Below are 26,990 nucleotides of genomic sequence, written 5' to 3' on the forward strand. Positions count from 1 at the left end.
CAAGAAGGAACCCTTATGCGAACAAGTCTCGACGTGACCTGGGGCCGGCGTCGCGTCGGTGCCGTGCTGGCCGCGGTTGTCGTGGCCCTGGGCAGCCTCACGGCCTGCTCGAGCGGCGCAGACAAGAAGGGGTCGATCACGTACGCCGGCTTCGGCGGCACCTACCAGGAGGCCGTCAAGACGGCGCTCTTCGACCCGTACTCGAAGGACAGCGGGGTCAAGGTCCTCTACGACAGCAGCGGCTCCGACGTTGCCAAGCTGGTGCAGATGTCCAAGTCCAACTCGATGAACCTCGACCTGATCGACGCCGAGGACTCCTCGCTGGCCCAGTTCATGGCCGCCGGCGTGCTGCAGCCGATCGACACCAAGAGCCTCAACGGGTTCGCCGACCCGAGCGCGGTCACCGAATACTCGGTGCCGTGGTACACATTCTCACGCAACCTGTTCTGGAACAAGGACAAGGTAGCCGGTGGCCTCCAGTCCTGGGCTGACCTGTTCGACACGAAGCGTATCCCGGGCAAGCGCGGCATGGTGGGGCTACCCTGGGGCATCCTCGAGGGCGCGCTGATCGCCGACGGTGTCAAGCCCAGCCAGCTCTACCCACTCGACCTCAAGCGCGCCTTCGCCAAACTCGACACCATCCGCGGCGACACCGTCTTCTTCCGGTCCAACGGCGACCTGCAGAACGCCATTTCACAGGGCGAGATCACGCTGGGCTACGGGAACCTCGCGCGAATCAAGAGCATCGCCAAGAGCGGCGCGGTGCCGCTGGACTACACCTGGAAGGGCGCCGTCCTCTCCGTTCAGCAGCTCGTCATTCCCAAGGGAGCGCCGGACGAGCAGGACGCCTACAAGGCGATCGAGTATTCGTTGAAGCCCGAGGTCCAGAAGGCGATCATGGACAAGCTCGGTTACACGCCGTCGCTGAAGTCCGTGCTCGACGGCCTCGACGCCAAGACCCGCGCCGACCTTCCCGGCACCCAGGAAACCGCCAGTGACGAGACCTTCCGCATCGACGTGAGCTGGTGGGCCAAGAACGGCGCGGACGTGCTCAAGCGCTGGCAGGACTGGCAGAACGCGTGACCGCCACCCCGGCATCCCCAGACGTGGACCGTTCTGGGCCGGCCTCCCGCACGGCGGGAGGCCGGCGCCGCCGCCGGCGCGGCTGGGACCTGAGCGGGGTTCCCGCGGTCGTCGTCGTGACCCTGGTCTTTGTACTTCCCGTCGCGATCCTCTGCCTGCGCAGCGTGACGGAACCGACCGTCGGTCTGGAGAACTTCACCCGGCTCCTCGGGCACTCCGGCTACGTCGACAACATCGTGCGGACGATCCTGATCTCCGCGGCCTCGACATTCGTGGCGCTGGTCCTCGGCTACCCGATCGCGTACCAGATGGTCCACGGCGGCACCTGGCTGCGCACCTTCCTGACGGTAGCGATCATGGCGCCCTACCTGACCTCGATCCTGCTGCGGTCGTTCTCCTGGCTGGTGATCCTCGGACGCCAGGGCCCGATCAACAAGCTGATCGAGCAGTTCGGGCTGGAGCCGATCGCGATGGTCTTCACGCCGATCGCGGTCGTCGTCAGCCTGGCTCACTACCTGCTGCCGCTGATGATCCTGCCGCTGGCCGCCACGATGCGCTCGGTCGACAACTCGCGGATGCGGGCCGCGAGCAGTTTGGGCGCCGGGCCGGCCCAGGCGTTCGTCCGGATCTATCTGCCGTTGACCAAGCCCGGCATCCAAGCGGGATCGGTCCTGTGCTTCGTGTACGGCATCGGCGCGTTCGTGATCCCCGCGCTCCTCGGCGGCTCCAAGGGCAGCATGCTCGGCCCGCTGATCCACAGTGCGATCAAGCAGAGCGGCGACTACGGCCTCGCATCCGCCGCCGCTCTCGTGCTCGGCGCTTTGGTCCTGGTCATCGTCCTGGGCTTCCAGCGGCTGACCGGGATGTCGACGACCGAGCTCGCCGGGCGGTCCGGCACCGCGGCCACCCGCTCCCCTCGCGCCAAGCGCGGCGGCGGACGCGCCCTCAAGCTCGCGGGACGCGCGGCCGGCGGACTCGACCGCCTCGGCGTCACCCGCAGCCGCAGCCTGCCGAAGGTCGTGGCCGCCGTCCTCGGCGCCCTCGTGCTGGCACCGCAGTTCATCGTCATCCCGATCTCGTTCGCCTCCACCGAGGCGCTGGTCTTCCCGCCGGTCGGCTACTCCACCCAGTGGTACTCGGAGTTCTTCACCGCGAGCTGGCTCGATCCGCTCACGGTCAGCGTCCGGATCGCGCTCTTCGTGACCGTCATCGCCGGAGTGCTCGGGACGCTTGCCGCGATGGGCGTCGTCCGGGGAACGCTGCGCCGGTGGGGAGCCCTGACCTCGACCCTGATGATGCTGCCGCTGCTGTTCCCGACGGTGGTCGCCGCCGCCGGCTTCTACGTGGAGTTCGAGCGGATCGGGCTCGTCGACACCGAGCTGGGGATCGTCCTGGCCCACGTGACGCTGGCTCTGCCGTTCGTGTTCAGCGTGGTCAGCGCGGGGCTCCGCTCGCTCGACCCGGTCTACGAGCGAGCCGCTTCCAGCCTGGGTGCGAGCCGGGCGGTCCAGCTGCGCCGAATCGTGCTGCCGCTGATCGCCCCGTCCATCGTGACCGCCGGCCTCTTCGCGTTCCTCACCTCGTTCGACGAGTCGACGGTCGCGATCTTCCTCTCCGGCGTTTACGTCAAGACGCTCCCGAAGCGGATCTTCGAGGCACTCTCGCTGGAGACCAACCCGACCGTGGCGGTGATCTCCGTCTTCGTCATGGCGTGCGCCGCTGTCATCTGGCTCGGCTATGCGCTGTTCCGCCGCCTCACCCGGACCTCGAGGAGCAACTCATGACCGCCCGCCATGGCGCGATCCAGTTCGACAACGTCCGCAAGGAGTACGCCGACCACGTCGCCGTCGACGACCTCACCCTCACGATCGAGCCTGGTGAGTTCTTCACGGTGCTCGGCCCATCCGGATCGGGGAAGACCACGACCCTGATGATGCTTGCCGGTTTCACCGAGCCGACCTCGGGGACCATCCGGGTCGACGGCATCGACATCGCGCACGTGCCGAGCGACAAGCGCAACATCGGGGTCGTATTCCAGGACTACGCACTCTTTCCTCACCTGTCGGTCCGCGACAACCTCGCGTTCCCACTGGAGATGCGCAAGGAGCCGCGCGAGGTCATCACCGAGCGGGTCGACCGGGCGCTCGAGCTCGTCGACATGGCCGCCGCGGCCGACCGGCGGCCCGACCAGCTCTCCGGCGGCCAGAAACAGCGGATCGCGGTGGCGCGGGCAGTCGTGTTCGACCCGGCGTTCCTGCTCATGGACGAGCCGCTGGGCGCCCTCGACCGGAAGTTGCGGCAGCGTCTGCAGGTTGAGCTCCGGCAGCTCCAGCAGGCGCTGAAGGTGACAATGGTCTACGTCACCCACGACCAGGAGGAGGCGATGTCGATGTCCGATCGCATCGCCTTGATGAACCACGGCCGGATCGAGCAGATGGGGACGCCACGGGAGCTCTACGAGCACCCCCGGTCCGCCTTTGTCGCGGACTTCCTCGGCACCAACAACATGCTCGCGGTCCGTCCCGAGGCCCCGGGGCGGCTGAGCGTCGAGAACGGCGGGCTGCTGCCGGTCGACGACGGCCGGGTCGTGCCCGCCGACGCGTCCGTGGCCGCGGTGCGTCCGGAGCGGATCGCGCTCACGAACATCGCGGCTGCCCCACCTCCCGGGTTCAGCCACTGCACCGGGAAGATCACACACCGTCTATACCTCGGCTCACACACGATGTACACCGTCCACTCCGAGACATTCGGCCCCGTGCGCGTGCAGATGCAGCACGATGATGGCGAGCATCCCTACCGCACCGGCGAGACAGTAGGCATGATCTGGCGGACACGTGATGTGAACGTCTTCGGCTCGACAGCCGAACGATGAAGGGAGGACTCATTGACCGAGCTGGAGGACGAGCCCACCGAGCAGCGCGGCGTCAGGTCGGTGATCCGTGCGCTCAACCTGCTCTCCGCGGCCGCTCGCGGGAGCCGGACACTCACCGAGCTCGCCGGTCAGGCCGGTGTCAGCCTGAGCACCGCATCGCGGCTCCTGGCAACGCTGAAGATGGCCGACTTCCTGGAACAGCACGAGGATGGCCAGTTCGTCCCCGGTCCCGAGCTGACCGCGCTGCTGTACGCGGGCGACCAGTGGTCGGGTATCCGCAAGCTCGTGGGAGAAGCCGCCGCCAGCCTCCGGGACGAGCTCGACGAGACCGTGGCGTTCTTCGTCCGCTCCGGCAATGACCGTGTCTGCATCGAGTCGGCGGAATCCGGCCGGCTCGTGCGGAGGGTTTGCCACCCCGGTGAGCGCGGGCCGGTGTACCTGGGCGCCGCGGGCAAGGCCCTTATCGCCTTCAGCAACGCCGAGCACGGCTACCTCGGTCTGCCGCCAGGCACCAACGAGTTCAAGACAGAGTCCGGGGCCGTGCGCACCCTGGCCGATCTGCGGGCCGAATGCGCCGTCATCCGAGAACGTGGCATGGGCTACAGCGGCCGCGAGTCGACCGAGGAATCGTGGGCGGTCGCCGCGCCTATGTTCCGGGGCGACCTCCTTCTCGGCGTCCTGGCCGTCGTCGTCCCGATGACCCGGTCGGACGAGCAGTACATCGCGAAGGTCCAGGCCGCTCTGCAGCGAGCGGCGGCGGCCCACAGCCGTTCGGTGGCGTGAGGGCCCCGGAATTCGGCCGTGCGGGTGGTCTCGAAGGAATCGGGGAGTAGCTCGAGATGTACAGGTTCTTCTCACCTCGACGTTGCGGAGAGACCGCTCGTTTCCTGGCGGCGGCCCGGGATCAGCAGCGCCAGTAGCGCGCTGAGGAGCGCGATGCCGGCGCCGATCCACATGACTGTGTGCATGCCGGACATGAATGCGCGTTCCGTCGCACCGGCGATCGCCGCCGCGGCCGGATCGTTCGACCGCGCGCCGAGTGGAGCGATCCCCTGTTCGGCCCGGCCCAGGTGGGTGATGACCTGCTCCGCGAGCGCGGCAGGAACGCCGGCGCCGTGCAGTTCTGCCGGTAGCGTTCGCGCGACGATCGAAGCGATCACCATCCCGAACACCGTGGTGCCGAGCACGCCGCCGAGTTGATTCGCGGTGGTCTGCAGGCCTCCCGCGACTCCGCTGTGGTGTACGGGAGCCGTCCCGACGACAGCCTCGGTCCCAGCCACCACCACCATCCCCATGCCAAGGCCCAGCACGACCAACCACGGCCACTGCCGGTTGTAGGGGGAGTCCGCGGACAGGCCGACCAAACCGAAGAAGCTCGCCGCGAGCAGCGCCATCCCGAGGGCCAACGGCCAACGCGAACCCAGCCGCTCGGTCAGGCGTCCGCCCAGCGGCGAGCCGACCATGAACATCGTCATCAGCGGCAACAGGCGAACTCCGGTCGAAAACGGCGTGTAGCCGTGCACGTTCTGCATGTAGAGGCCGATGGAGAACAGCACTCCGTACAGCGCGACGTTCCCGGTCACCAGCAGGACGACACCCACCGACAGTGCCCGGGACCGGAACAGCGACAGAGGAAGAATCGGCGCAGGGAAACGGCGCTGCCGAAGCACGAACCCTGCCAGAAGTACCAGCGCCGCGGCCACCCCTGCGGCCCAGTGCCACCATCCCCGCCCGGGTGCGCTCGTCAACGCCCACACCAGCACGAACAATGCCCCAGCCAGCACAGCGGCGCCCAGGATGTCGAACCGGTCGGCGCCCGGGGCGTGACTCTCGTCGGCCCACCGCAGCGCCAGCGCGGCGGCGGCCAACCCGATCGGGACGTTCAACACGAAGATCGCCGGCCAGGACAGGTACTCCACCAGCAGTCCGCCGACGATCGGCCCAGCGGCAGCGGCGAACGCCGATGCGGCACCCCACACCCCGATGGCGCGGTTCAACTCGGACGACGGGAACGTCGACCTCAAGATCGCGAGGGTGTTCGGCACCAGGAACGCCCCGGCGAGTCCCTGCAGCACGCGGAAGGCGATCAGGGCCGCAGTCGTCGGCGACAGACCGCACCCGAGTGACGCGAGCGCGAAACCGGCGACGCCGATCACGAAGAGTCTGCGCCGGCCGAACCTGTCGCCCAGCCTGCCACCGACGATCAACGTCACTGCCAGTGCGAGAAGGTAGCCGCTGGTCACCCACTGCAGACCGGTCATCGACGAGCCGAGGTCGCGGGCGATCGTCGGGTTGGCGATGTGGACGACGGTTCCGTCCAGGCTGACCATCACCACACCCAGCGCCACCGCGAACAGGGTCATCCGTTGCTTGCGTCTCGACGGGCTGATGCCCGTCGTTTCGATCACGCTCACGCGCCCTCCAACTGAAACACGCTGTACCAGTTGTGACACGTTGTATCATTTATTGGTGAGCGACGCCAGCGACCTCAGCGCGAACGAGCAAGCCCTACGGTTGGACGCCCGGCGCAATCGGGACGCGGTGATTGCCGCCGCGATCCGGATCCTCGCGAGCGACCCGGAGGCGAGCATGCGGCAGATCGCCGCGGAGTCCGGCGTGGCTCGAATCACCGTCTACCGGCACTTCCCGACCCGCGAGCACCTCATCCAGGCGCTCATCGACCTCGTGGTCGAGCAGGAAAGGGCCGTCGTCACGACCGCGATCACACCGGACGCCACGGCCGCGGAAGTCTTCGATCGACTCGGCCCCGGGATCATCCGGGTCGGAGAACGCTACCGGTTCCTCGACAATCGCTCCGGCAGCGTCACCGACGCGCCGCTGCGGCACCCCGCCGCCGACGAGCCGCTGCTGATGTGGCTGACCGAGGCCGCCGAGCGGTGCGAGCTGCGCACCGATCTGCCCCCCGAGTGGATGTACGCGATGATCCACGGACTCGGCCGCGCAGCCAACGAGGAGGTGCTGGTCGGACGCCGGACCGCCGACCAGGCCGGCCAGTTGCTCGCCGACACCCTGCGACACGCCTTCGTCGCCGGCCGCGACGATTCAGCGACCGGACCTGAATGATCGTCGCTGTCGCGCACGATCGTGAGCTTGAAGTGCCGCCGCCCGGCACCTCGGGGTGAGGTGCCGGGCCGCGGTCGCCTGTGTCACCGTTCGCTGCGGAAACCGAAGGCGCTGCGGTGGAAGACCAGGGGTAGCGAGTGGTCGGCGTGCTGAACCGCGTGCAGCCGGAGCAGCACGATCGTGTGGTCGCCCGCCTCCACCTCGCGGTAGATCGTGGTGTCGAACTGCGCGAGCCCGTCGGGCAGCGTCACCGCGCCGTGCGAGCTCAGCAGGACCTCCACGCCGTCGAAGCGGGACTCGGGTGGGCCGGCGAGCTGGCGGGCGAGGCCGCCGTGCCGGTCGGCCAGGATCGTAACGCCCAGGTGGGCCGCGCGCCGCAGGTCAGGCCAGGTCTTGGACACGTTGGCGATGGAGAACGACACGAGTGGCGGGTCGAGGCTGACCGACGTGAAGGAGCTGGCCGCGAGACCGACGAGGGCGCCGTCGACCTGGGCGGCGACCGCGACGACGCCGCTGGGGAAAACGCCGAACGCCTGGCGCAGGCGCACCGGGTCGAGATCCTGGTTCGTGGGGAACGGCTGGGAAAGACCGCTCATGTCCATCCCCTCTCAAGTGGTCAGCCGAGGTCGGGTGTCGGCGAGGCGGCCTGGAAATGCGCGCGGAGGGTGCTGGTCTCGTACTCGTGCCGGTAGAGGCCGCGCCTGCGCAGGATCGGCACGAGCTCGTCGGCGATCACGTCGAGGCCGTCGATCAGTACGTCGGGCTGGAGGTTGAAGCCGTCGATCGCGCCCGAGTGGAACCAGTCCTCGATGTGGTCGGCGAGCTGCTCGGGCGTGCCGACGAAGCCGGCGTGGCCGGAGCCGGTGTAGCGGGTCTGCTTCAGGTACTCGCGCACGGTCGGATTCGTGCGCCGGATCTGGGTGACGATCGACTCGCGGAACCCCATGCTGCCCTGGAAGGTCTGCGGGTCCGCGGGCGCGGCCAGGACCTCCTCGGGGAACGGCTCGTCGAGCTCGAGCTTCGAGGCGTCGTACCCGATCGACTGGGACAGCCACTGGATCGAGTAGGAGGCCGGGCCGGCGTCGTGCAGCTCGTCGCTGCGCCGCTTGGCTTCCTCCTCGGTGCTGCCGAGGCTGAGCAGCAGACCGGGAAGGATCTTCACGTCGTCGGGCGAGCGGCCGTTGTCGCGGGCGAGGCGCTTGACGAGACGGTAGTGCTCGATCGCCTTCTGCTTGGTCAGCTCGGCCGCGAACACGCCCTCGGCGACCCGGCCGGCCAGGGCCCGCCCCTTGGGTGATCCGCCCGCCTGCAGCAGCACGGGGCGGCCCTGCGCGGACGGCGGCACGCGGAGCCGGCCGTCGATGTCGAAGAAGTCGCCGTGGTGGTGGACATCGTGGCCGGTCGCGGCCGAGTCCCACAGCGCCGTGACGACGTCGACGAACTCGGCGGCCCGTTCGTACCGGTCATCGCGCAGCGGCACGTCCGCCAGGCCGAAGTTGCGGGCGGCCGCCGCGCCGCGGGTGGTGACGATGTTCCAGCCCGCACGGCCGCCCGAGAGGCTGTCCCACGAGAGCAGCCGTTCGGCGAGCTCGAAGGGGTCGTTGAAGGTCGTCGACGCCGTGGACACCAGGCCGACGCGCTCGGTCGCGGCGGCGACGTAGCCCCAGTTCACGGTGGGTTCGAGCCGGATCGGGTTGGCGTCGTACGCGGGATCGCCGAGCACCGGCCCGTCGGCCAGGAAGATCGCGTCGAGTGTTCCCCGCTCGGCCGTACGGCCGATGCCCGCCCAGTAGTCCGGATCGACGAAGGAGTCCTTCTTCAGCAGCGGCGACTGCCACGCGGCCGGCAGATAGCCGAGGACGAGCACGTTGATGCCGAGGATGACGTGTCCCGTACGGCGATCGGTCATGGTCTCTTCTCCGGGGTCACAGGGAGGGGTGGGGTTCGGGTACGGGAAACGCGGAACGGCCGCCGGCCGGGCGGGCCGGGGCCGCCAGACCGAGGGCCGCGCGCAGCGGTCCGCCCGGCGTCACCGGCGCGAAGCCGTCGGCGAGCAACCGCTCGGCCGCGGTCAGCACCTCGTCCAGGCTCTGGTCGAGGGTCGGCCGTAGCAGGACACCCGCGGCATCGCTGTCCGGCGGCCGCAGGCCCGGGGGCGCGACTGCGACGGAGCCGCCGGCGCCGACGACCAGGTCGACCGGCGCCGATTCGGCGACGACGATGTCGTCCGGCGTGGTGGTGTACCAGGCGATGAGCGAGGCGCCGGTGGCGGGTTCCGGAGCGTTCAGTGGGCCGGCGATGTGGTACGCGCCGTCGTGGTCGATGTGGACGATCTGGTCGGACCGCACCAGGATGCCGGTTTCACGATCGCCGACAATGGAGTCGTAGGGCCAGCTCTGCTCGAGTGCCCGCACGGCGCGGACCGTGTCGAGCGCCGTCGCCGCGGTGAGCGGTGCGCCGGCGCCCAGCCCGGCGCCGCCCCAGGCGCCGGTGTCGTCCGGGCCGGGTGCCGCGTATGCGTCCACCACGGCGAAGAGCACGCCGCTGCGCCCGCGGGAGAGGTGCCCGAGCGATGCCACCCGGCGTGCCAGGTTGTAGGGGTGGTCGCGCTGCGGGCTGGCGACGATGAGCAAGCGCGCCCGGCTCGTGCGGCCGGCGAGGCTCGCGCCGACGGCGCTGCTGTCCAGCGTCAAGGGCGCCGGGCCGCGGCCGTCGATCCGGTCGATCCCCAGGACGGTGAACGCGAATGGCAGCGCGTCCCATCGGGCGAGCAGGTCGGCGCGGCCGGTCAGCTCGATGAGGTGCGGACCGGCGAGGCCTAGTGCGAGGTACGGGGCGGGCATCGGTTTTCCCTTCGCTGGTGGCGCGGCACGGGTCAGTTGCCCTGGCCGCCGCGGTGAATGGCGGCCAGGTTGGGCACCGGGTCGGTGCCGTTGACGATCCAGTCGCCGAGGATGCGCGCCTTGTAGACCCGCGGGTTGTGAGAGGCAAGCGTGCGGGCGTTGCGCCAGTGCCGGTCGAGCAGCAGCTTCTCGGAGACGCCGGACGCACCGAGGGCGTCGAAGACGCTCGTCGTGGCCTGCAGCGCGGCATCGATGATGGCCAGCTGCGCCTGCGCCGTTGCCACCTCGGCCGAAAGGACCCGCTGCTTGCGCAGCGCCTCGTCGCCGCTCGCGTGGGCCGCCGCGACCAGGTCGATGCTGTGCGCCGCCGCCCGCAGCGCCGCCCCGGCCGTGAAGGCGTACCCGGAGACCTGGCCGATGACCTGCAGCAGCTGACCGTCGCGGGTCGGGTCCGGATCGAGCGCCTGGGGGTAGTTGCGGCCGCGGGCCTTCAGCGCGCTGGTCCCGTCGCGCAGCACCGCCCGGGTGATGCCGGTCAGCACGGACAGCATCGCGGCCTGGTAGAAGTGCCCCTGGTAGACGAAGCGCTCCCCGGCCGGGAAGACGTCGCCCTCCGCCGCGGGAACGTCGGTGTACGTGGCGCTGCCGCTGGCGGTGGTCCGCTGGCCGAAGCCGGTCCAGTCGTCGACCAGCCGCACCCCCGGGTCGTCGCGGCGCACGAGGGCGGTCAGCACGGCGTCGCCGTCGCCCTTGCCGAGCACGTCGAGCCAGTCGGCGTAGAGGCTGCCGGTGGCGTAGAACTTGGCGCCGCTGACCAGCCACCCGTCGCCGTTGCGGCGCACCGTCGTCTTGAGGTTGGCGAACGTGCCGTTGTTGGCCTCGGTCCACCCACCGCCGACGAACTCGCCGACGAGGAACCGCTGGATCCACCGGTCGTTGGTCTGCGAGGGTGCCGCGTTGAGCCGGTCCTCGACGAAGGCGAGGTGGTTGCGCCAGATGTGCGCGACGTTGGCGTCGGCCTCGGCGAGATCCGCGAGCGATGCGAAGGTCTGCTCCAGCGAGGCGCCGAAACCGCCGAGCTCGACCGGGATGCGGATCCGGCCGAATCCGGCATCCTTGAGCCACTGCACCTGGTCGTGGGGGAAGATCCGGTCCTTCTCCCGGGCGACGTTGCCCTCGGCGATCCGGTCGAAGACCGGCTGAAAGCGCTCGGAGAGCTCGGCGGCGATGGCGGTGGCGGGACGCAGGTAGGTCAGCCCGGCGGAGACGTCGGTCGTGGTCATGATCAGTCCTTGACGGTGGAGGGAACGAGGAGGTCTGCGCGCCGGCAGGCCCGGACGGGCAGAACCGCGTCGAGCAGGGCACGGGTGGCCGGCTGCCGGTGGGTGGAGAACAGCTCACCGGCGGGGAACGTCTCGACGAGCGAGCCCTGGCGCATGACGCCGATGCGATCGCAGACGAACTCGATGATCGCCAGGTTGTGGCCGATGAACAGGTAGGTCAGGTCGAGCTCGTCCTTGAGGTCGAGCAGGAGGTTGATGATGGCCGCCTGGGTGGACACGTCCAGCGCCGAGGTCGGCTCGTCGAGGATCAGCAGGTCGGGCTCCAGGGCGATGGCGCGGGCGATGCCCACCCGCTGCCGCTGACCGCCGGAGAACTCGCGTGGATACCGGTCCGCGTAGCCGGCGTTCAGGCCGACGAGATCCAGGGCTCGATGGGTCAGTTCGGTGGCCTCCCGGCGGCCGGTCGCCTTTCCCAGCCGCAGCAGCGGCCGCGCGATCTGGTCGCCGACTCTGATCCGCGGGTTCAGCGCGGTGACGGCGTCCTGGAAGACGTACTGGAACCGGCGCCGCAGGTCCCGAAGGCCCTGATTGCCGGCCCTGGTGACGTCGGCACCGTCGAAGGTGACCGAGCCCGCGGTGAGCGGCAGCAGCGCGCCGGACAGCCGCGCCAGCGTCGACTTGCCGGAGCCGGATTCGCCGATGAGTCCGAAGATCTCGCCGCGGCGCACACTGAGGGAGACCTCGCTGACCGCCCGGACGCTCGAGCGGTGTCGCCCGGTGCCGAGCCCACCGATCGCGAACTCCTTGGTGACCTCGTGCAACTCCAGGATCGGGCGGTCGGCCGACGGCCGGGGGGCTTCGGTACGGTCGCTGAGACGAACACGGGCCGTGGCCGCCGGGGCGCCGAGCAGTCGCCGCTGACGGCCGTCCTGGAGGTGGCGCTGCCCGATCTCGGGCACCGAGTCGATCAGGATGCGGGTGTACGGATGCGATGGCGCGTCCAGGACCGCCGCGGTGTGCCCGATCTCGACGATCGTCCCCTCGCTCATCACCGCGACGCGTGAGCTGGTGTGCGAGACGACGCCGAAGTCGTGGGTGATCAGCAGGACCGCGGTGCCGGCCTCGCCGGCGAGGCCGAGGAGCAGGTCCAGAATCTGCTTCTGGACCGTGGCGTCGAGCGCGGTGGTCGGCTCGTCCGCGATGAGCAGCTTCGGGCCCGACAGGCCCGCGAGGGCGATCATGACCCGCTGCCGCATTCCGCCGCTGAGCTCGTGCGGATAGGACCGCAGCACCCGGTCCGGCTCACCGATCCCGACCCGGTCGAGCCAGGTCCGGCTCACCTCGAGCGCCTCGCTCCGGGACACCCGCAGGTGCAGGCGAGCGGTGTCACCCAGCTGGCTGCCGATCGTGAACGACGGATCGAGCGAGGTCACCGGGTCCTGGAAGATCATTCCGATGCCGGCCCCGCGGAAGACGTTGAGCTGCCGCTCCCCCAGGCCCACCAGTTCGGTTCCCTGGAAGCGGATGCTGCCCGCGGTCACCTGGGCATTGCGCGGCAGCAGGCCGAGAATGCCGGCCGCGGTGACGCTCTTGCCCGATCCCGACTCGCCGACCAGTGCGAGGACCTCCCCGGGACCGATCTCGAGGTCGACGCCGCGAACGGCGTGCACGACCGCCCCGGGCAGTTGGAAGTCGACGTGCAGGCCGTCGACGGTGAGCACGGCTGTCATCGGATCACCTCACGGGTTGAGGACGTCGCGCAGGCCGTCGCCGAGCCAGTTGAAGGCCAGGGCGACCAGCAGGATGGCGATGGCGGGGAAGGTGGCGACGCCGGGATTGCCGGTCACCAGGACCTTGGCGCCCTCGGAGATCATCCGGCCCCAGTCCGGGCTGGGTGGCTGGATGCCGAGGCCCAGCGCGCTCAGGCTCGCGGTGAAAACGATGTTGACGCCGACCAGGCTGGTCCCGTAGATCACGACCGCGGAGAGGAGGTTGGGCAGGACCTCAGTGTGCAGGATGGTGGCCTCGGAGGCGCCCAGCGAGCGCGCCGCCTCCACGTAGTCCTTCTCTCGCTCGATCTTCGCCTCCGCGAACACGATGCGGGTCACGTAAGGCACCGCGCCGAAGACCACCGTGCCGATCAGCACCCACGGTCCGGGGTGGATGATCGCGGCGAGCGAAAGCGCGACGAGGATCACCGGGAACGCGAACATCAGGTCGATGATCCGCATCAGCACCCCGGAGATACGCCGGCCGGCGAACGCCCCGTACAGTCCCAGCAGCGTCCCGATCAGCAGCGCCACCGCGACCGACACGATCGAGACGACCAGCGCGCCCCGGCCGCCGTACAGCAGCCGGCTGAGCACGTCACGGCCCTGGTCGTCGGTGCCCAGCAGGTGGCCGGCCGAGCCGACGGGCGCCAGCACGTTCTCGGGATCGCCGGCGTTCGGGTCGTGCGGGGCCAGCCATGGCGCCAGCACGCAGACGCCGACCACGATGACCAGGACGGCCAGCCCGAGCAGCGCCTCGCGGTTGCGCACGAAGCGGGCCACCGCGGACCGCCTCAGTCGTGGCGGTGTTGCGGCGCGGGCCTCGGCTGTGGTCGTGGTCATGCGCCACCGTGCCGCAGCCGGGGGTTGAGCAGGTCGAGCAGTACGTCGGTGATCAGGTTGACGATCACGAAGGTGGCGGCGACCAGCAGGATGCCGGACTGGATCACCGGGTAGTCATTGCCGGCGATCGCGTTGAGCAGCACACTGCCGAGACCGGGCCAGGAGAAGATCGTCTCGACGAACACCACGCCGGTGATGACCGAGCCGACGGTGAGCCCAGTCGTGTTGACGATGGGCGGCAGGATGTTGCGGCCGATGTGCTTGCCCAGGATCGCCGCACGCCCGAAACCCTGTGACCGGTAGGTGCGGATGTAGTCCGATCCTGCGCTCTCGATGGCCGCCGCCCGGACGAACCGGGCGATGATCAGCATCGACACCAGGGAGGCTGCGAAGGCGGGCGCGATCAGGTGCAGCAGCAGATCGCCGAAGCCGCCGTCGCCGCGCAGGTCGTGCATGCCGCCCGGGGGCAGCCAGTTCCACTTGACCGCGGTCAGCCAGATGATGATCAGACCGAACCAGTAGATGGGCAGGTTGCTGCCGATCTGGACCAGCAGCATCGCCGCCCGGTCGATGAGCCGGCCGTGCCGGATCCCCGAGACGAATCCGATCAGCACCCCGAGCACGACGGCGACCACGGTCGTCGCCGCCCCGAGGATGAGCGTGTTCAGGAAGGCTGGGAACACGATGCCCGAGACGGGGCTGCGCACGCTCAGCGAGATGCCGCCGCCGTTGGTGAACATGTCCCGCAGCCAGTGCAGGTACTGCGACCAGGCGGGCTGGTCGAGCCCGTACGCCTGGCGGATCTGCTCGATCTGCTCGGGCGACATCTTCTCGCTCAGTACGTCCTTGACGGGGTCCGCCGGGCCGGCCTTGGAGATGAAGAACACCAGCAGGCTGATCACGAACAGCAGCGGAACCAGGTTCGCCAGCCGCCACAGGATCCGGCGCGCCATCGTCAGCTCGCCACCCAGATCTGCGAAAGGTCGTAGTGGTCCTGCTGCGGCCAGACGAACCCACCGACGCGCGGCGAGACCGCGTAGTAACGGTTGAACGAGATCAGCGGAAAGATCGTGGCGTCCTTGGCCCAGGCCTGCGCCGCCGCCTGCCACAGCTCCTTCGACTTGGCCGGGTCGGGGTTGTGCGCGGCCGCGTCGATCGCACTGTTCGTCGCTGCGCTGGTGTCGGAGTACTTGTCCCCGTTCCGGTTGACCACGGTGTAGTTGTGCGCGATCTTGACCCAGTTGGGGGCGATGTAGCCCCACTCGCCGAGGTTGACGCCGTCGGTCGGCTTGAGGTTGGCCGAGCGCGTCCCGTAGGTGATCCACTCGAACGACTCCACCGAGGCGTCGATACCGACCGCCTTGAGCTGCTGCTGGATGAACTCCGCCGTGGGCTGTCCGGTGGTGTCGCTCAGGATCGTGAACTTCACCTCGCCGGGCTGGTAGCCGGCGTCGGCGAGCAGCTTCTTGGCCGCCTCGGGGTCGAACTGATAGTCGACCGCGGACACGTCGTACGCCTCGTTACCCTGGTTGATGATCGAGGTCGCCGGCTCCGCGTAGCCCTTGTAGATCTTCTCGGCCAGGGTTTTGCGGTCGACGGCGTGGATGATCGCCTGCCGCACCCGCTTGTCCTGCAGATACTGGTTCGTGTAGTTGAAGCTGTAGTAGATGATCTGCGGAACGTTCTTGTTCTCCGGCACCGCGAAGCCGGCCTTTTCCAGCGTCGCGACCGAGTCCGGTGGGACGCGGCTGATCAGGTCGACGGCGCCGCTGCGTAGCGCGGCGACCCGGCTCTGGTCGTCACCGATCGGCTTGAAGATAACCTTGTCCAGGTGCGGCCGGGCGCCCCAGTAGTCGGGATTGCGCACCAGCGTGGTGTGGTCGCCGCGCACCCGCTCCTGGAACTTGAACGGCCCCGTGCCGACCGGGTGCTCGGCGAGCCCGTCCTGGCCGTACTTCTGCAGGGCGGCCGGGCTGAAGATGCCTGACGCCGCGTTGCCGCTGTTCGGGATCTGCCGCAGGTAGTCGAGGAAGGGGTGCTTAAAAACGTACTCCACGGTGTAGTCGTCGATCACCTTGAACGACGCGAGATCCGCGTAGACCAGCCCCATCGTCGCGGCGCTGACCTTGTCGTAGTACTGGAAGCTGGGGTCGGTGAAGCGTCGCACGTTGAACTGCACGGCCTGCGCGTCGAACGGCGTCCCGTCGGTGAACTTGACGCCCTGGCGCAGCTTGAAGGTGTAGGTGGTGGCGTCGGGGCTGACCGTCCAGGAGGTGGCCAGCCCGGGCACGATCTTCGGAACCCCGGCCGGCGAGGACAGATCCTCGTTGACGAGCGTCTCGTAGATGTTGCGGTCGATCCGCCAGGTCTCCCAGGAGTACTGGCGGTTCGGGTCGAACTGCGTGACCTCCTGGTACTGCCCGACGATGAGCGTGCCACCGTCGCGAGGCTTCGAGTCCGCGGCCGCCGCACTCCCGGAGCCGGAGCTGGACCCGCAGCCGGCCAGCAGCAGGGCTGCGCCGGCAGTCGCGGCGATCCAGGCGAGCGATGAGCGCTTTGGCAAGGCCATGGCTGGTCGATCCTTTCGGACATGGGCGCACGCATCGTCGGCAACGTCCCGGGAGGGGCGGCAGTGCGCCGGAAGTGGTTGTGCAGGCCCGGCAAGCGGGCGGCATCACGCCGCGCGCTCGGCGTCAGCCGATCATCACCGAAGACCCGCTATACATATCGGAGAAGTAGGAATATGCCCTGAGGATGGCATGTCGATCAAACTGAAGTCAACCTCTTGAGATCTCGGTCATTCCGAGAAGAACTCAAGGAGAACTGAAGTCCGGCCGGGTCAGTCATGCTCCTGCCAGAGCGCAGGCCCAGCGCCTCGCTGTCGATCAGGTACGGTGTGCCTCCCGCGAGACCATCAACCGCGAGACCCCGGTCATCACCATCGTCGACCTGGCCTGACGTCAGCGGGTCGGCGGCCGCGGCACGCCAAGGTGGTCGCGGAGTGTGTCGCCGCGGTACTCGCGCCGGAACAGGCCCCGGTCGCGCAGGATCGGCACGACATGGTCCACGAATGCGTCGAGCTGCCCCGGCAGGCCAGACGGCGCGAGGATGAAACCGTCGGCGGCCCGGCCGGCGTACCAGCGCTCGATCTCGTCGGCGATCTGCTGCGGCGAGCCGACGACGCGCGCCCCGAAGGCCGTGACCGTGCGGAACAGAAACTCACGCACCGTCGGGTTGCCCGCTGTGGCCAGCGCCCGGTAACCGGCCAGTGCCGTCTGATGGGTCTGCGTCGACGCCGCGAAGGCCGACAGCGGCACCGGCCCGTCCAGGTCCGCGCCGGTCAGGTCGATGTCGACCTCCTGCAGCCACCCGATCTGGAACTGGGGGATGAAGTGCTCGAAGATCGTACGCTCCGCGGCCTTCGCCTCCTGCTCGGTGGAGCCGACGATGAATCCCAGCGACGGGGTCACCAGCGGCGGCGTCGGCCGGCCGTACGAGCCCGCCTGCTGACGAACCTGCTCCACGAAGGCGCGCCCGCGGTCGAAGTCGCCCTGCCCGGTGAAGATGACCTCCGCGTGCCGGGCGGCGAACGCCCGTCCTGCCGCCGACGATCCGGCCTGAAAGATCACCGGGTGGCCCTGCCGTGAGGGGGCGGCGCCGAGGGGACCCTTGACGGCGAAGAACTCCCCTTTGTGGCCGGGCACGCGGATTTTCCGGCCATCGTTGTACACCCCGCCCGCGCGGTCCTCGACCACCGTGTCCGGGCCCCAGGAGTCCCAGAGCTTCTGGACGACGTCCAGCGTCTCGGCGGCGACGCGGTAGCGCTCGTCATGGGCGACCACGCCCCCGTCGCCGAAGTTGGCGGCCGCCTCCTCGGCGAAGCTGGTCACCACGTTCCAGCCGGCCCGGCCGCCGCTGAGGTGGTCCAGCGAGATCAGTTGCCGTGCCAGGTGGTACGGCGCCTGGAAGGTCGCCGAGCCGGTGACGACCAGCCCCAGCCGCTCGGTCTCCCGCGACAGCGCGGCCGTGGTGGTGAACGGCTCGAAGTCTTCGGTCGCCTTGTGCGGCCACGTAGCTTCGGGTCCGTAGTTCAACGTGTCGGCGAAGAAGATGGCGTCGAAGGTCCCGCGCTCGGCGGTCCTGGCCGTCTCGATCACCGACTCGAGCACGGCGGCGGGTCCGTTGACGACGCCGGGATAGCGCCACGAGCTGCCGAACCTCGGATTGCCCAGAACCAGGAGGTGCAGTTGACGGGTCATCGGGATGCTCCTGAAGCGATGGTCGCGGGCCGCCGGCGGCGGGTCCGGTGAGGTGGTCAAGGGAGAGGACCAAGGGGCCATGCCGCATGGCCGGTCTTAGAAGACGGTGCCCGCAAACGGCTGCGCGTCGACCGCGAACAGCGCGTCGATGCGGCGTACCGCCTCCGGCGAGTGGACGGCGACCCGCCCGGCCTCGGCCAGGTGGCGCCACCTGGTGCCGCCGAGATAGGCGGCGGCCAAGGTCGCCACGTCGACGCTCAGATCGGGCGCGGCGCTGGTGCGCGACACCGACTTCGGGCCGATCTCGTAGCTGCCGTCGTTGGCGGGCAGCAGCGCGTCCCGCACGCCGAGCACGACGGTGTTCTCGTCCCCGAAGCTGCGCGCCCGAAGCGCCGCCTCGACGTCGACCAGCCGCAGCCATGTCTCGTCGTGCGCAGAGCCCAGCACGACCGATCGGCGGTCGGCGACGGCGAGGGGCAGCGCATCGTCCAGCGCCAGCGAGTCGAAGGCCACGACGTCCACCAGGTCGAGCGAGAACAGGTGACGCCACAGACCCGCCCGGGCGCTGCCGGTCAGCGCCACGAAGTCCGTGACCGTCACGGTCTTCTCGGGGCTGGTGAACCAGCCGCCGGTGTCCTCCGGGCGGTAGATCGCGTACCCGTCGTCGGCGCCGTCCGTGCTGTGCACGACCACGTAGTGGGTGACCGGATCGGCCTCCCGCAGCGTCTGCTGCAGCCGCCACCAGCCGTCCGGCCGGCCGATCGCGCCGGTCCAGGCCGCCTGCGCGTAGATGCCGTCGAGCAGCTGCGGGGTGACCGACCGGTCGACCAGCCGCACGGAGCCGCCGGGCGGGACCTCCGCGCGCAGCGTCGCCCGCCGCACGCTCACCCGGGCGGACTGGGCCGAGGTTGCGATGCCGTAGCCGAAGCGCTCGTAGATGACGGCCTCCGAGGCGCGCAGCGAGGCGACGACCTCGCCGCGGGCCGCGACGTCGCGCAGCTGCCGGGCGATGAGCTCGCTGACGATGCCCCGGCGGCGGTGGGTCGGCAGGACGCCGACGTGGGTGACGGCCGCGTGCGGAATCCGGGCGCCGCCCGGGACGACCAGCCAGCTGGTGTACGAATCGGCGCTGCCGACGACCTCATCGCCGTCCAGCGCGCCGAGGTAACGGCCCGGGTCCGTCAGCTGCGTGGCGTCGAGGTCGCGAAACGGCAGCCCCACCATCGCCCGCAGAAAGACCCGGAATCCGGCGTTGACCTCGCTCGGGGTGCTCAGCGGCCTGATCTCGATGCTCATGAATTGCCCCTTCTGCGAAAGCTCGGACGGCCGGGATCACGGGAACCGGTGGACAGCGGTGCGGCCGATGACGTCGAGGACGAGGTCGGTGTTCGGCGGGTGCAGGCTCCCGGTGCGCACGTCGCGGTAGAGCCGCTCGAGCTCGTTCGTCCGGCTCACCGACGCCGCGCCCCCGACCTGGACGGCGATGTCCACCACCTGGCGGGCGGTGGTGACGGTGAACTCCTTGACCGCGAACAACCGCGGGGTCCACCAGCTGCCGTGGTCGACCCCGGCGTCGAGGTCGGCGGTGGCCCGCTCCAGCAGTGACCACGCGGCGTCGAGCAGGATCTCGCCCTGGGCGAGCTGCCGCTGGACGGCCGGTTTGTCGGCGTGCGTGCGTCCCGGCAGGGCGAGCGACTTGCGTTCCTGCGCCCCGAGCTCGGCGAGATCCAGCGCCCGGCGGGCGATCCCGAAGTACACGTTGGCGACCAGCGGCAGGTACCACTGGAAGATCCCGACGACATACGGCGGGTACGGCTGCCCGATCTCGGACACCCCGACGACCTGATCCGCGGGGACGCGGACGCTGTCAAGCACCGTGTCGTCGCTGGCGGTGGCCCGCACCCCGAGCGCATCCCAGGTCTTCTCCGTCGCGACTCCCGCCGCGGTGCGATCGACGAACAGGTGCACGATGCTCGGATGCTCGGGGTCGGAGTCGTCACGGGCGTGGATACCGAGCCTGTCCCAGACCGGGGAGAGCGAGGTGAAGGTCTTGCGGCCGCTCACCACGTACGATCCGTCGGGCTGCGGGACCGCAGCGGTGAGGGAGTCGTCGAGGCCCAGGTCGTTGCCCCGCTCGCCGTGTCCGGCGGCGAGGACCTGGCCGTCAGCGACGGCGCGCAGCAACCAGCTCAGATCCAGGACTCCGGTGCTGGTCAGCGCCGCGGCGGGGCCGGTCCAGTACAGGTGCATGTTGACCGCGAGCGCGGTCGCCGGCGCCCAGTAGGCGAGCCGGCGCTGCTCGCTGGACAGGGCGGTGATGTCGAGCCCGCCGCCGCCGAGCTCGGCGGGAAGGGCAGCCCGCAGGTACCCGCTGGCCCGCAGTTCCTCGAAGTCCTCGGCGAAGAAGCGGTTGTCCCGGTCGTATCCGGCCGCGCGGGCGTGGAAGCGCCGGTAGTCGTCGTCGCTGAAGTACGCCGAGGGCTCGGCCTTCTCGAACAGCGGCGACGTGGAGGACGCGATTCTGGCGTTGGTCATGGCTGTGCTCCGTTCCCGGTCGTGTCGACGGACTGGTGTGGCTGCGGCGGCGCGACCAGGCCCCGGCTGCGAAGCTCGGCGGCGGCGCCCTCGGCGAAGTGGTAGGCCTCTTCCAGGTGCGGCTGCCCGGAGAGGATGAAGTGATCGATGCCGAGGTCGTGGTACTGCGCGCAAGCCGCCCCGCACGGCGGCCAGCGTCCGTTGCGAGCCGTCTCCGGAGCCGGCGATGTCACGGTTGTCGCCGTTGGTGGGCAGGTACCAGTGCAGATGGATCGGCATGGCTCACGCGGTTGCCGCGGCCGGCCGAGACGCGGCGGTGATCTCGAGGATGAAGTCCCGCACGGCACCGATGGCCGCCACGTGATCGACGTCGTTGAGCACGTTGTGCCGGCCGTCGCGGATCTCCACCAGGCGGGCGTCCGCGAGGGTGTCGCGCCAGTGCCGCGCGTCCTGCACCGGGGCCAGTGCGTCGCTGGTGCCGTTGACGAACAGCACCGGCAGCGTTACGTCGACGAAGGTCGTGGCGAGCCGGTCGGCCGCGACGGCGAGGGCCGCCGCGGTGACCTCCGGTTCGGGGAGCACCAACTGCACGAGCGGGTCCTTGGCAAGTTCCTCCAGGTAGTCGGGATCGGCGGCCAGCACCGACGTGTCGAACGCGAAGACCTGCCCCGGCGCAGAGGCGTCGAGTGCCGTACGCCCGCGCAGGCTGGCGCCCGTGAGCACCGCGCCCGCGAACGGCGCCGGGTCCGCGGTGATCACCGCCGCCGTGACCCAGCCGCCCAGCGAGTGCCCGCCGATCACCAGCGGCAGCCCGGGCCGGCGCCCGCGGACGATGCCGGCCAGGGCGAAGGCGTCCCGGGCGAGCACGTCGAGCGATCGGACGACCCCCCGCTCCCCGTCGGAGATGCCGTGGCCGCGGTGGTCGATGGCGTAGACGTCGATGCCGGCGGCGTTGAGGCGGGAGGCGAGCCGGCTGAACTGGCCGGAGTGCTCGCCGCCGCCGTGCAGGAAGACGAACGCGGCGACCGGCCGCTCCGCCTCCCAGGCACGGTAGTAGAGGCGCGCGCCGGAACTGGTGAAGAAGGGCATGGGTTTGTCCTTTACGGAGGCCGCCGGGGGGCGGGTCAGTGCGAGGAACCGCTGTCGAGGTCGCCCACCGCGCGTTCAGCACGGTGGCCGCCCGTCACGGCGTCGAGGATGCCGAGCTCGGCGAGGCGCTCCTGCTCGGCGTCCGACAGCGTCTGTATCGAGCCCACCCGGGCCGCGACCTGCGGCCGGGTGGCCCGCAGCTGCAGGAAGCGGAGCAGCCCGACCAGCAGCAGCGCGAGGAACACGTAGGGCAGGTACTTGTAGGCACCGACCGGCACCGGGACGAGGTTCTTGTAGATCACGTAGAGGATGCCGAGCGCTGCGAGCACCGCCACCACAGCGGCCCCCGGCGTCAACGCCTTGATCTTGCGCAGCCACAGCGGCGTCGCGATCGCCACCAACAGGTACGCGAACAGATACGCGTAACTGGAGACGATGCCGACGTAGACGTCCCACTGGAACCGGCCGACCGAGTTCACCGTTCCGATCAGGCCGATGACGAAACCGACGACGCTGACGAACGTGATCGCGACGTGCGGCGTACGGAAGGCGGAGTGGACACGACCGAGCGCACTCGGCAGGGCGTGCTCACGGGCCAGCGTGAACAGGCTGCGCGCACCGGAGTTGATCACGGCGGCTGAGAACACGATCATCGCGGTGCCGAGCGAGAGGGTGACGACGTAGGTCACCCAGTGGACATTCGCGTTCTCGGCCACGACCGGCAGCGGCGTGCTGTCGGCGTCGAGCGTCTTCGGGCCCTGGAAGCCGAGCACCTCCGGGTAGGTCGCGACCAGGTAGAGCGCCGACAGGATGATGACCAGCCGCAGAACGGCCTGGGGCACGTTGCGGTGGGCGTCGCGCGCCTCGTGCCCCAGGGAGGCGGCGCTCTCGAAGCCGGCATACGACCCGACGGCGGTGACCGCGGCGATAAGGGTGCTGCTGGCGCCCAGGTGGTGCAGGCTGAACTGCGCGGAGTCGAGGTGCGGTCCATAGTGGATGTAGGACGCGACCAGGATGACGAAGATCGCCACCAGCGACACGACCTCGAATCCGAGCCCGAGCCTGACCGACACGCTGACCCCGCGGAACGGGATATAGAACGCTGCCGCCGAGGCGAGCACCAGCAGGAGCACCTTGACCGCCAGATGGTCGGTGGGCAGACCGATCTCCTGCAGGAACGAGTTGAAGTACAGCACCGCCCCGAGCACGCCGCCGGCCGCGAACCCGACGTACCCGATGATCAGCGCCCAGCCGGTGACGAACGCGGCCACCGGACCGAGCCCGTTGCCGGCGTACGTCCCGAGCGAACCCGACGAGACCGTCCGCCTGGCCTGGAATGCGATGAGCGCTGCGATGAGGTAGACGAGAGCCCCACCGATGATCGCTGCCCAGAAGGCCCCCTTGCCGGCGACCAGGAACAGCGAGCCGGGAACGCTCGCGATCGCGACGCTCGGAGCGGCGGCCGCCAGCCCTTGCGCGAAGACGCCCAGGCCGGAAACGGCGCCGGCGGGAAGCTCACCGCTCTCGTCGACGGTGGGCGGCTGGACGCCGCCGGCCAATGTGGATTCCTTTGTGGTCACGGTGGAAGACCTTTCAGCGCGGTGCGGGACGAAGGAAGGCATGGCAAGCCCACGGCGCGGGGCTCGCCGGGCACGGCGATGTACCGACCGGAGGGAGCGGGGAAGGGCGCACGCGGCCGCCGTCGTATCGGCGCCGCGCGACGCGTTCAGGGCAGGCGGTCTCCCCGGCGTCGCGGCCGCGACGCGCGGAGAGGCGCTGGAGCGATGGGGCGGTGGAGCTCAGGAGGAACAGCGACCCCGCGAGCCGGCGTGGCGACACAGGTCGAGGTATCGCCGGCGGACGAGACTGGGGGCTGCCTTGAGCACGACGCGATAATAACCAGAAAGCCTATGGGTTTACTAGGGATTTCCCGGACGCCCTGACCCGCCCGATCCGCACACAGGCAGGAGCACATCGATGACCAGGTTGCACCACCTCGCGCTCACCGCCTCCGACCTCGGGGCGAGCGCCGCCTTCCACGACCCGTTCCTCGCCGAGCTCGGCTACCACCGCGAAGGCGGCCTCGGCAGCCCGCTCATCTACGCCGGCGACGGCCCGGAGATCCTCGTCTACGTCGTCGAGGGCGACGACACCGGCCGGCATCGGCACGGTTCGCCTGGACTACAGCACCTCGCATTCCAGGTCGACAACCCCGTGACCGTCGACGCCGCCCACCGCGCGGCGGTCGCCGCCGGCGGCACGATCGTGCACGGCCCGCGCCTTTACCCCGAGTACGCGGACGGGTACTATGCCACGTTCGTCGAGGACCCCGACGGATCGCGGTTCGAGGTCGCCTACATTCCGCGCCTCTAGGGGACCGGTCGCCGCGCCGTTCCGGAGGGAACTTGGGCCCCCAGAATCTGGCCTCAAGTACCTTACTCGTGCAGGGCGTCCCGGACTGCCGACCCTCGCGCTTGTTCGATCTCTTGGACGAGCCGCCAGGTCGGCGTGTCGGGTCGAGCGACGATGACGATGGGGTCGCCGCCGCCGGCCCAGGTGCGCCGGACGACGTCCAGGGCCCGGTCGACCACGGCGGCCACGTCGCCATGGGCGCCCGAGCGCAGCCAGAGGCGCAGCCCGTAGTTGTGAGCCGCCACGATGCCGGCGGCGATGGCGGAGGCCTTGATGCCGCCGTCAGGCTGGGCTGCGAGACGCTGCTCCAGATACACGGCCAGGGCGCGTTCGTAGCGCCACACGACCGACTTCTCGTAGGCCTTCAGGGCGGGTGCCTGCCGGGTCAGCTGGTAACGGCGCACCGAGAACTCCGAGTCCTGCGCGTACATCTGCATGACCAGGCGGGCCGCACCGCAGGCGCGCCCGATCGGGTCGGGGTCCAGGGCACTGGCGTTCAGGTACTCGACCATGCGGGCCAGCGTGCCCTCGTGGTCGGGGAACGCGACCGCTTCCTTCGTCGGGAAGTACCGGAAGAACGAGCGCCTGCCCACGCCTGCGCGGCTGACGATGTCGGCGACGGTCGCCTCGTCGTAGCCGCGCTCGGCGAACAGTTCGAAGGCGGCGGTCACGATGGCCCCGCGTACGGACTCGCGCGGCGGGCCGGCCTCCGGTGTGCCGTCCGGGTCCTCGTGATCGGCAGTCATGGCAGGGAATGTACCCGACCCCTCGACTCCTGGCACCAAGAATGCAAAACTGGGGTACTGAGTGCCATCCAGAGTAGGAGCGATATGGCCGAGTTCAACCTGTACCGGCTACCCGAGGAGCACGAGATGCTCCGCGATGCCGTTCGCGCGCTGGCCGAGGCGAAGGTCGCGCCGTACGCTGCCGTCGTCGACGAGCAGGCGCGCTTCCCGCAGGAGGCCCACGATGCTCTGGTCGCCAACGACCTGCACGCCGTGCACGTGCCTGAGCAGTTCGGCGGCTCCGGCGCCGACGCGCTGGCCGTCGCGATCGTGATCGAGGAGGTCGCCCGGGTCTGCGCCTCGTCCTCGCTCATCCCCGCGGTCAACAAGCTGGGCTCCTTGCCGGTCATCCTGTCCGGCTCCGAGGAGTTGAAGAAGCGCTACCTGGCTCCGCTGGCCAGCGGCGAGGCGATGTTCTCCTACTGCCTGTCCGAGCCGGACGCGGGCTCGGACGCGGCCGGCATGACGACCCGCGCGGTGCGCGACGGCGACCACTACGTCCTCAACGGGGTGAAGCGCTGGATCACCAACGCGGGCGTCTCCGAGTTCTACACGGTGATGGCCGTCACCGATCCAGAGAAGCGCTCCAAGGGCATCTCCGCGTTCGTCGTGGAGAAGTCCGACGAAGGCGTCTCCTTCGGTGCCCCGGAGAGGAAACTCGGGATCAAGGGCTCGCCCACACGTGAGGTGTACCTCGACAACGTCCGCATCCCGGCCGATCGGTTGATCGGCGCCGAGGGCACCGGCTTCGCCACCGCCATGAAAACCCTCGACCACACCCGGATCACCATCGCCGCCCAGGCTCTGGGCATCGCCCAGGGCGCGCTGGACTACGCCGCGGGCTACGTACGCGAACGCCGGCAGTTCGGCAAGCCGATCGGCGATTTCCAGGGCATCCAGTTCATGCTCGCCGATATGGCCATGAAGATCTCGGCCGCCCGCGCGCTGACCTACCAGGCCGCCGCCGCGTCCGAGCGCGGCGACGCCGACCTCACCTATCAGGGCGCTGCCGCCAAGTGCTTCGCCTCCGATGTCGCCATGGAGGTGACCATCAACGCGGTGCAGTTGCTGGGCGGCTACGGCTACACCCATGACTACCCGGTCGAGCGCATGATGCGCGACGCGAAGATCACCCAGATCTACGAAGGCACGAATCAGGTCCAGCGCATTGTCATGGCCCGCAACCTGCCGGGCACCACACGGATCGGGGCGGGGCTTTGAGCGACGACGGCGGATTCCACCAGGTCGGTGTGGTCGGCTGCGGCCTGATGGGCGCAGGCATCGCACAACTGTGTGCCACCCGGGGTCTGGACACACTCGTACACGAACGAGACGTCGCCTCGCTGGAGGCAGGGCAAGCGCGGGTGACAGCCTCGCTGCGGACGGCGCTGGAGCGGGGAAAGATCACGGCCGAGGCTCACGCGGCGGCCACCTCACGGCTGTCGTTCACGACCCGCCTGAGCGATATGGCCGACCGGGATCTGGTCATCGAGGCGGTCTCGGAGTCCGAGGATCTCAAGGTTCGGCTGTTCGCCGACCTCGACGCCATCGTCCAGCGCCCCGACGCCGTCTTGGCGTCCAACACCTCGTCGATCCCGATCATGACGCTCGGCGCGGCGACCAGTCGCCCGGACCAGGTCATCGGTATGCACTTCTTCAATCCGGTCCCGGTCATGGACCTGGTGGAACTCACCGGATCCTTGGCGACCGGCGACGCCACGTGGGAACAGGCACGCCGCTTCGCCGAGCAGGTGCTGGGCCGGCACGTGATCGTCTCCCAGGACAGGGCGGGCTTCGTCGTCAACGCCCTGCTGGTTCCCTACCTGCTCGCCGCGGTGCGCATGTTCGAAGCGGGATACGCGACCGCCGACGACATCGACGAGGGCATGGTCCGCGGCTGCGCCCACCCCATGGGGCCGCTGGCCTTGTGCGACCACATCGGGCTGGACACGGTCGCGGCCATCGCCGGCTGCTTGTACGCCGAGTTCAAGGAACCCCAGTACATCGCACCGCCGCTGCTCACCAGGATGGTCAAGGCCGGGCAGCTCGGGCGGAAGACGGCCGCCGGCTTCTACCGGTATGGCAAGGACGGCAAGAAGCGGCTGCCGTAGGCCAGCGGACGTGAGGCGGACG

General features: G+C 69.7%; 24 protein-coding genes. 8 read left to right on the plus strand and 16 right to left on the minus strand.

All coding sequences use genetic code 11. From position 1 onward, the window contains the following. Window positions 1-15: 15 nt before the first annotated feature. From ACQPY0_RS44215 to ACQPY0_RS44230, 4 genes are read left to right on the plus strand one after another with little or no spacing between them, the layout of a single operon-like run. Window positions 16-1,083 carry an ABC transporter substrate-binding protein gene (locus ACQPY0_RS44215; protein ID WP_432974924.1) on the plus strand — a complete coding sequence of 356 codons (1,068 nt, stop codon included), beginning with the start codon at window positions 16-18 and terminating at the stop codon, window positions 1,081-1,083. Then, complete coding sequence (locus tag ACQPY0_RS44220) at window positions 1,080-2,867, plus strand: ABC transporter permease subunit (RefSeq protein ID WP_432974926.1); 1,788 nt, start codon at window positions 1,080-1,082, stop codon at window positions 2,865-2,867. The genes ACQPY0_RS44215 and ACQPY0_RS44220 overlap by 4 nt, the downstream gene beginning before the upstream one ends. Beyond that, window positions 2,864-3,955 (plus strand): ABC transporter ATP-binding protein, encoded by a 1,092-nt coding sequence (locus tag ACQPY0_RS44225; RefSeq protein WP_432974928.1) that lies wholly within the window; start codon window positions 2,864-2,866, stop codon window positions 3,953-3,955. The genes ACQPY0_RS44220 and ACQPY0_RS44225 overlap by 4 nt, the downstream gene beginning before the upstream one ends. A gap of 12 nt (window positions 3,956-3,967) precedes the next feature. After that, window positions 3,968-4,738 carry an IclR family transcriptional regulator gene (locus ACQPY0_RS44230; RefSeq protein WP_432974930.1) on the plus strand — a complete coding sequence of 257 codons (771 nt, stop codon included), beginning with the start codon at window positions 3,968-3,970 and terminating at the stop codon, window positions 4,736-4,738. A gap of 71 nt (window positions 4,739-4,809) precedes the next feature. Here the strand turns inward: ACQPY0_RS44230 and ACQPY0_RS44235 are convergent, their stop codons facing one another. After that, a complete protein-coding gene (locus ACQPY0_RS44235) occupies window positions 4,810-6,369 on the minus strand; it encodes an MFS transporter (protein WP_432974932.1) in 1,560 nt (519 codons plus the stop codon). A gap of 55 nt (window positions 6,370-6,424) precedes the next feature. Here ACQPY0_RS44235 and ACQPY0_RS44240 point away from each other — a divergent pair, with 55 nt between their 5' ends. Next, window positions 6,425-7,039 (plus strand): TetR/AcrR family transcriptional regulator, encoded by a 615-nt coding sequence (locus tag ACQPY0_RS44240; RefSeq protein WP_432974934.1) that lies wholly within the window; start codon window positions 6,425-6,427, stop codon window positions 7,037-7,039. An 83-nt stretch (window positions 7,040-7,122) separates the two neighbouring features. On the opposite strand, the gene ACQPY0_RS44245 is transcribed toward ACQPY0_RS44240, so the two are convergent. From ACQPY0_RS44245 to ACQPY0_RS44310, 14 genes are all read right to left on the minus strand, one after another. Next, window positions 7,123-7,635 (minus strand): flavin reductase family protein, encoded by a 513-nt coding sequence (locus tag ACQPY0_RS44245; protein ID WP_432974936.1) that lies wholly within the window; start codon window positions 7,633-7,635, stop codon window positions 7,123-7,125. A 20-nt stretch (window positions 7,636-7,655) separates the two neighbouring features. Continuing rightward, window positions 7,656-8,948, minus strand: a complete 1,293-nt coding sequence (locus ACQPY0_RS44250; RefSeq protein WP_432974938.1) for an NtaA/DmoA family FMN-dependent monooxygenase — start codon at window positions 8,946-8,948, stop codon at window positions 7,656-7,658. A 16-nt stretch (window positions 8,949-8,964) separates the two neighbouring features. Next, window positions 8,965-9,882: a hypothetical protein gene (locus ACQPY0_RS44255; RefSeq protein ID WP_432974940.1), complete on the minus strand. Its 918-nt coding sequence runs from the start codon at window positions 9,880-9,882 to the stop codon at window positions 8,965-8,967. A 32-nt stretch (window positions 9,883-9,914) separates the two neighbouring features. Continuing rightward, window positions 9,915-11,165, minus strand: coding sequence for an acyl-CoA dehydrogenase family protein (locus ACQPY0_RS44260; RefSeq protein WP_432974942.1), 1,251 nt, complete (start codon window positions 11,163-11,165; stop codon window positions 9,915-9,917). Between the two features lie 2 nt (window positions 11,166-11,167). Beyond that, window positions 11,168-12,895 carry a dipeptide ABC transporter ATP-binding protein gene (locus tag ACQPY0_RS44265; RefSeq protein WP_432974944.1) on the minus strand — a complete coding sequence of 576 codons (1,728 nt, stop codon included), beginning with the start codon at window positions 12,893-12,895 and terminating at the stop codon, window positions 11,168-11,170. A gap of 9 nt (window positions 12,896-12,904) precedes the next feature. Continuing rightward, window positions 12,905-13,777 carry an ABC transporter permease gene (locus ACQPY0_RS44270; RefSeq protein ID WP_432974946.1) on the minus strand — a complete coding sequence of 291 codons (873 nt, stop codon included), beginning with the start codon at window positions 13,775-13,777 and terminating at the stop codon, window positions 12,905-12,907. After that, window positions 13,774-14,730, minus strand: a complete 957-nt coding sequence (locus tag ACQPY0_RS44275; protein WP_432974948.1) for an ABC transporter permease — start codon at window positions 14,728-14,730, stop codon at window positions 13,774-13,776. Before ACQPY0_RS44275 ends, ACQPY0_RS44270 begins: the two co-directional genes overlap by 4 nt. 2 nt (window positions 14,731-14,732) lie before the next feature. Next, window positions 14,733-16,346 (minus strand): ABC transporter substrate-binding protein, encoded by a 1,614-nt coding sequence (locus tag ACQPY0_RS44280; RefSeq protein ID WP_432974950.1) that lies wholly within the window; start codon window positions 16,344-16,346, stop codon window positions 14,733-14,735. 391 nt (window positions 16,347-16,737) lie between these two features. Continuing rightward, complete coding sequence (locus ACQPY0_RS44285; RefSeq protein ID WP_432974952.1) at window positions 16,738-18,036, minus strand: NtaA/DmoA family FMN-dependent monooxygenase; 1,299 nt, start codon at window positions 18,034-18,036, stop codon at window positions 16,738-16,740. A gap of 96 nt (window positions 18,037-18,132) precedes the next feature. Continuing rightward, the gene (locus ACQPY0_RS44290; protein ID WP_432974954.1) at window positions 18,133-19,332 is read right to left on the minus strand and encodes a GNAT family N-acetyltransferase; all 1,200 of its coding nucleotides are present in this window, start codon (window positions 19,330-19,332) and stop codon (window positions 18,133-18,135) included. A 36-nt stretch (window positions 19,333-19,368) separates the two neighbouring features. Continuing rightward, the gene (locus ACQPY0_RS44295) at window positions 19,369-20,571 is read right to left on the minus strand and encodes an acyl-CoA dehydrogenase family protein (RefSeq protein ID WP_432974956.1); all 1,203 of its coding nucleotides are present in this window, start codon (window positions 20,569-20,571) and stop codon (window positions 19,369-19,371) included. Beyond that, window positions 20,568-20,804: a hypothetical protein gene (locus tag ACQPY0_RS44300; RefSeq protein WP_432974958.1), complete on the minus strand. Its 237-nt coding sequence runs from the start codon at window positions 20,802-20,804 to the stop codon at window positions 20,568-20,570. The genes ACQPY0_RS44295 and ACQPY0_RS44300 overlap by 4 nt, the downstream gene beginning before the upstream one ends. Window positions 20,805-20,853: 49 nt before the next feature. Continuing rightward, a complete protein-coding gene (locus ACQPY0_RS44305) occupies window positions 20,854-21,660 on the minus strand; it encodes an alpha/beta hydrolase (protein ID WP_432974960.1) in 807 nt (268 codons plus the stop codon). A 35-nt stretch (window positions 21,661-21,695) separates the two neighbouring features. Beyond that, window positions 21,696-23,240, minus strand: a complete 1,545-nt coding sequence (locus ACQPY0_RS44310) for an APC family permease (RefSeq protein ID WP_432974962.1) — start codon at window positions 23,238-23,240, stop codon at window positions 21,696-21,698. 397 nt (window positions 23,241-23,637) lie between these two features. Here ACQPY0_RS44310 and ACQPY0_RS44315 point away from each other — a divergent pair, with 397 nt between their 5' ends. After that, window positions 23,638-24,033, plus strand: a complete 396-nt coding sequence (locus ACQPY0_RS44315) for a VOC family protein (RefSeq protein WP_432974964.1) — start codon at window positions 23,638-23,640, stop codon at window positions 24,031-24,033. Between the two features lie 62 nt (window positions 24,034-24,095). On the opposite strand, the gene ACQPY0_RS44320 is transcribed toward ACQPY0_RS44315, so the two are convergent. After that, window positions 24,096-24,818 (minus strand): TetR family transcriptional regulator, encoded by a 723-nt coding sequence (locus ACQPY0_RS44320; RefSeq protein WP_432974966.1) that lies wholly within the window; start codon window positions 24,816-24,818, stop codon window positions 24,096-24,098. Between the two features lie 84 nt (window positions 24,819-24,902). Here ACQPY0_RS44320 and ACQPY0_RS44325 point away from each other — a divergent pair, with 84 nt between their 5' ends. Both ACQPY0_RS44325 and ACQPY0_RS44330 read left to right on the plus strand, forming a co-directional pair. Further along, window positions 24,903-26,078: an acyl-CoA dehydrogenase family protein gene (locus ACQPY0_RS44325; RefSeq protein WP_432974968.1), complete on the plus strand. Its 1,176-nt coding sequence runs from the start codon at window positions 24,903-24,905 to the stop codon at window positions 26,076-26,078. A gap of 47 nt (window positions 26,079-26,125) precedes the next feature. Then, complete coding sequence (locus tag ACQPY0_RS44330; protein ID WP_432995601.1) at window positions 26,126-26,968, plus strand: 3-hydroxybutyryl-CoA dehydrogenase; 843 nt, start codon at window positions 26,126-26,128, stop codon at window positions 26,966-26,968. Window positions 26,969-26,990: the final 22 nt, after the last annotated feature.

The sequence above is a fragment of the Dactylosporangium sp. CA-233914 genome (assembly GCF_050942935.1).
Taxonomy (GTDB): domain Bacteria; phylum Actinomycetota; class Actinomycetes; order Mycobacteriales; family Micromonosporaceae; genus Dactylosporangium.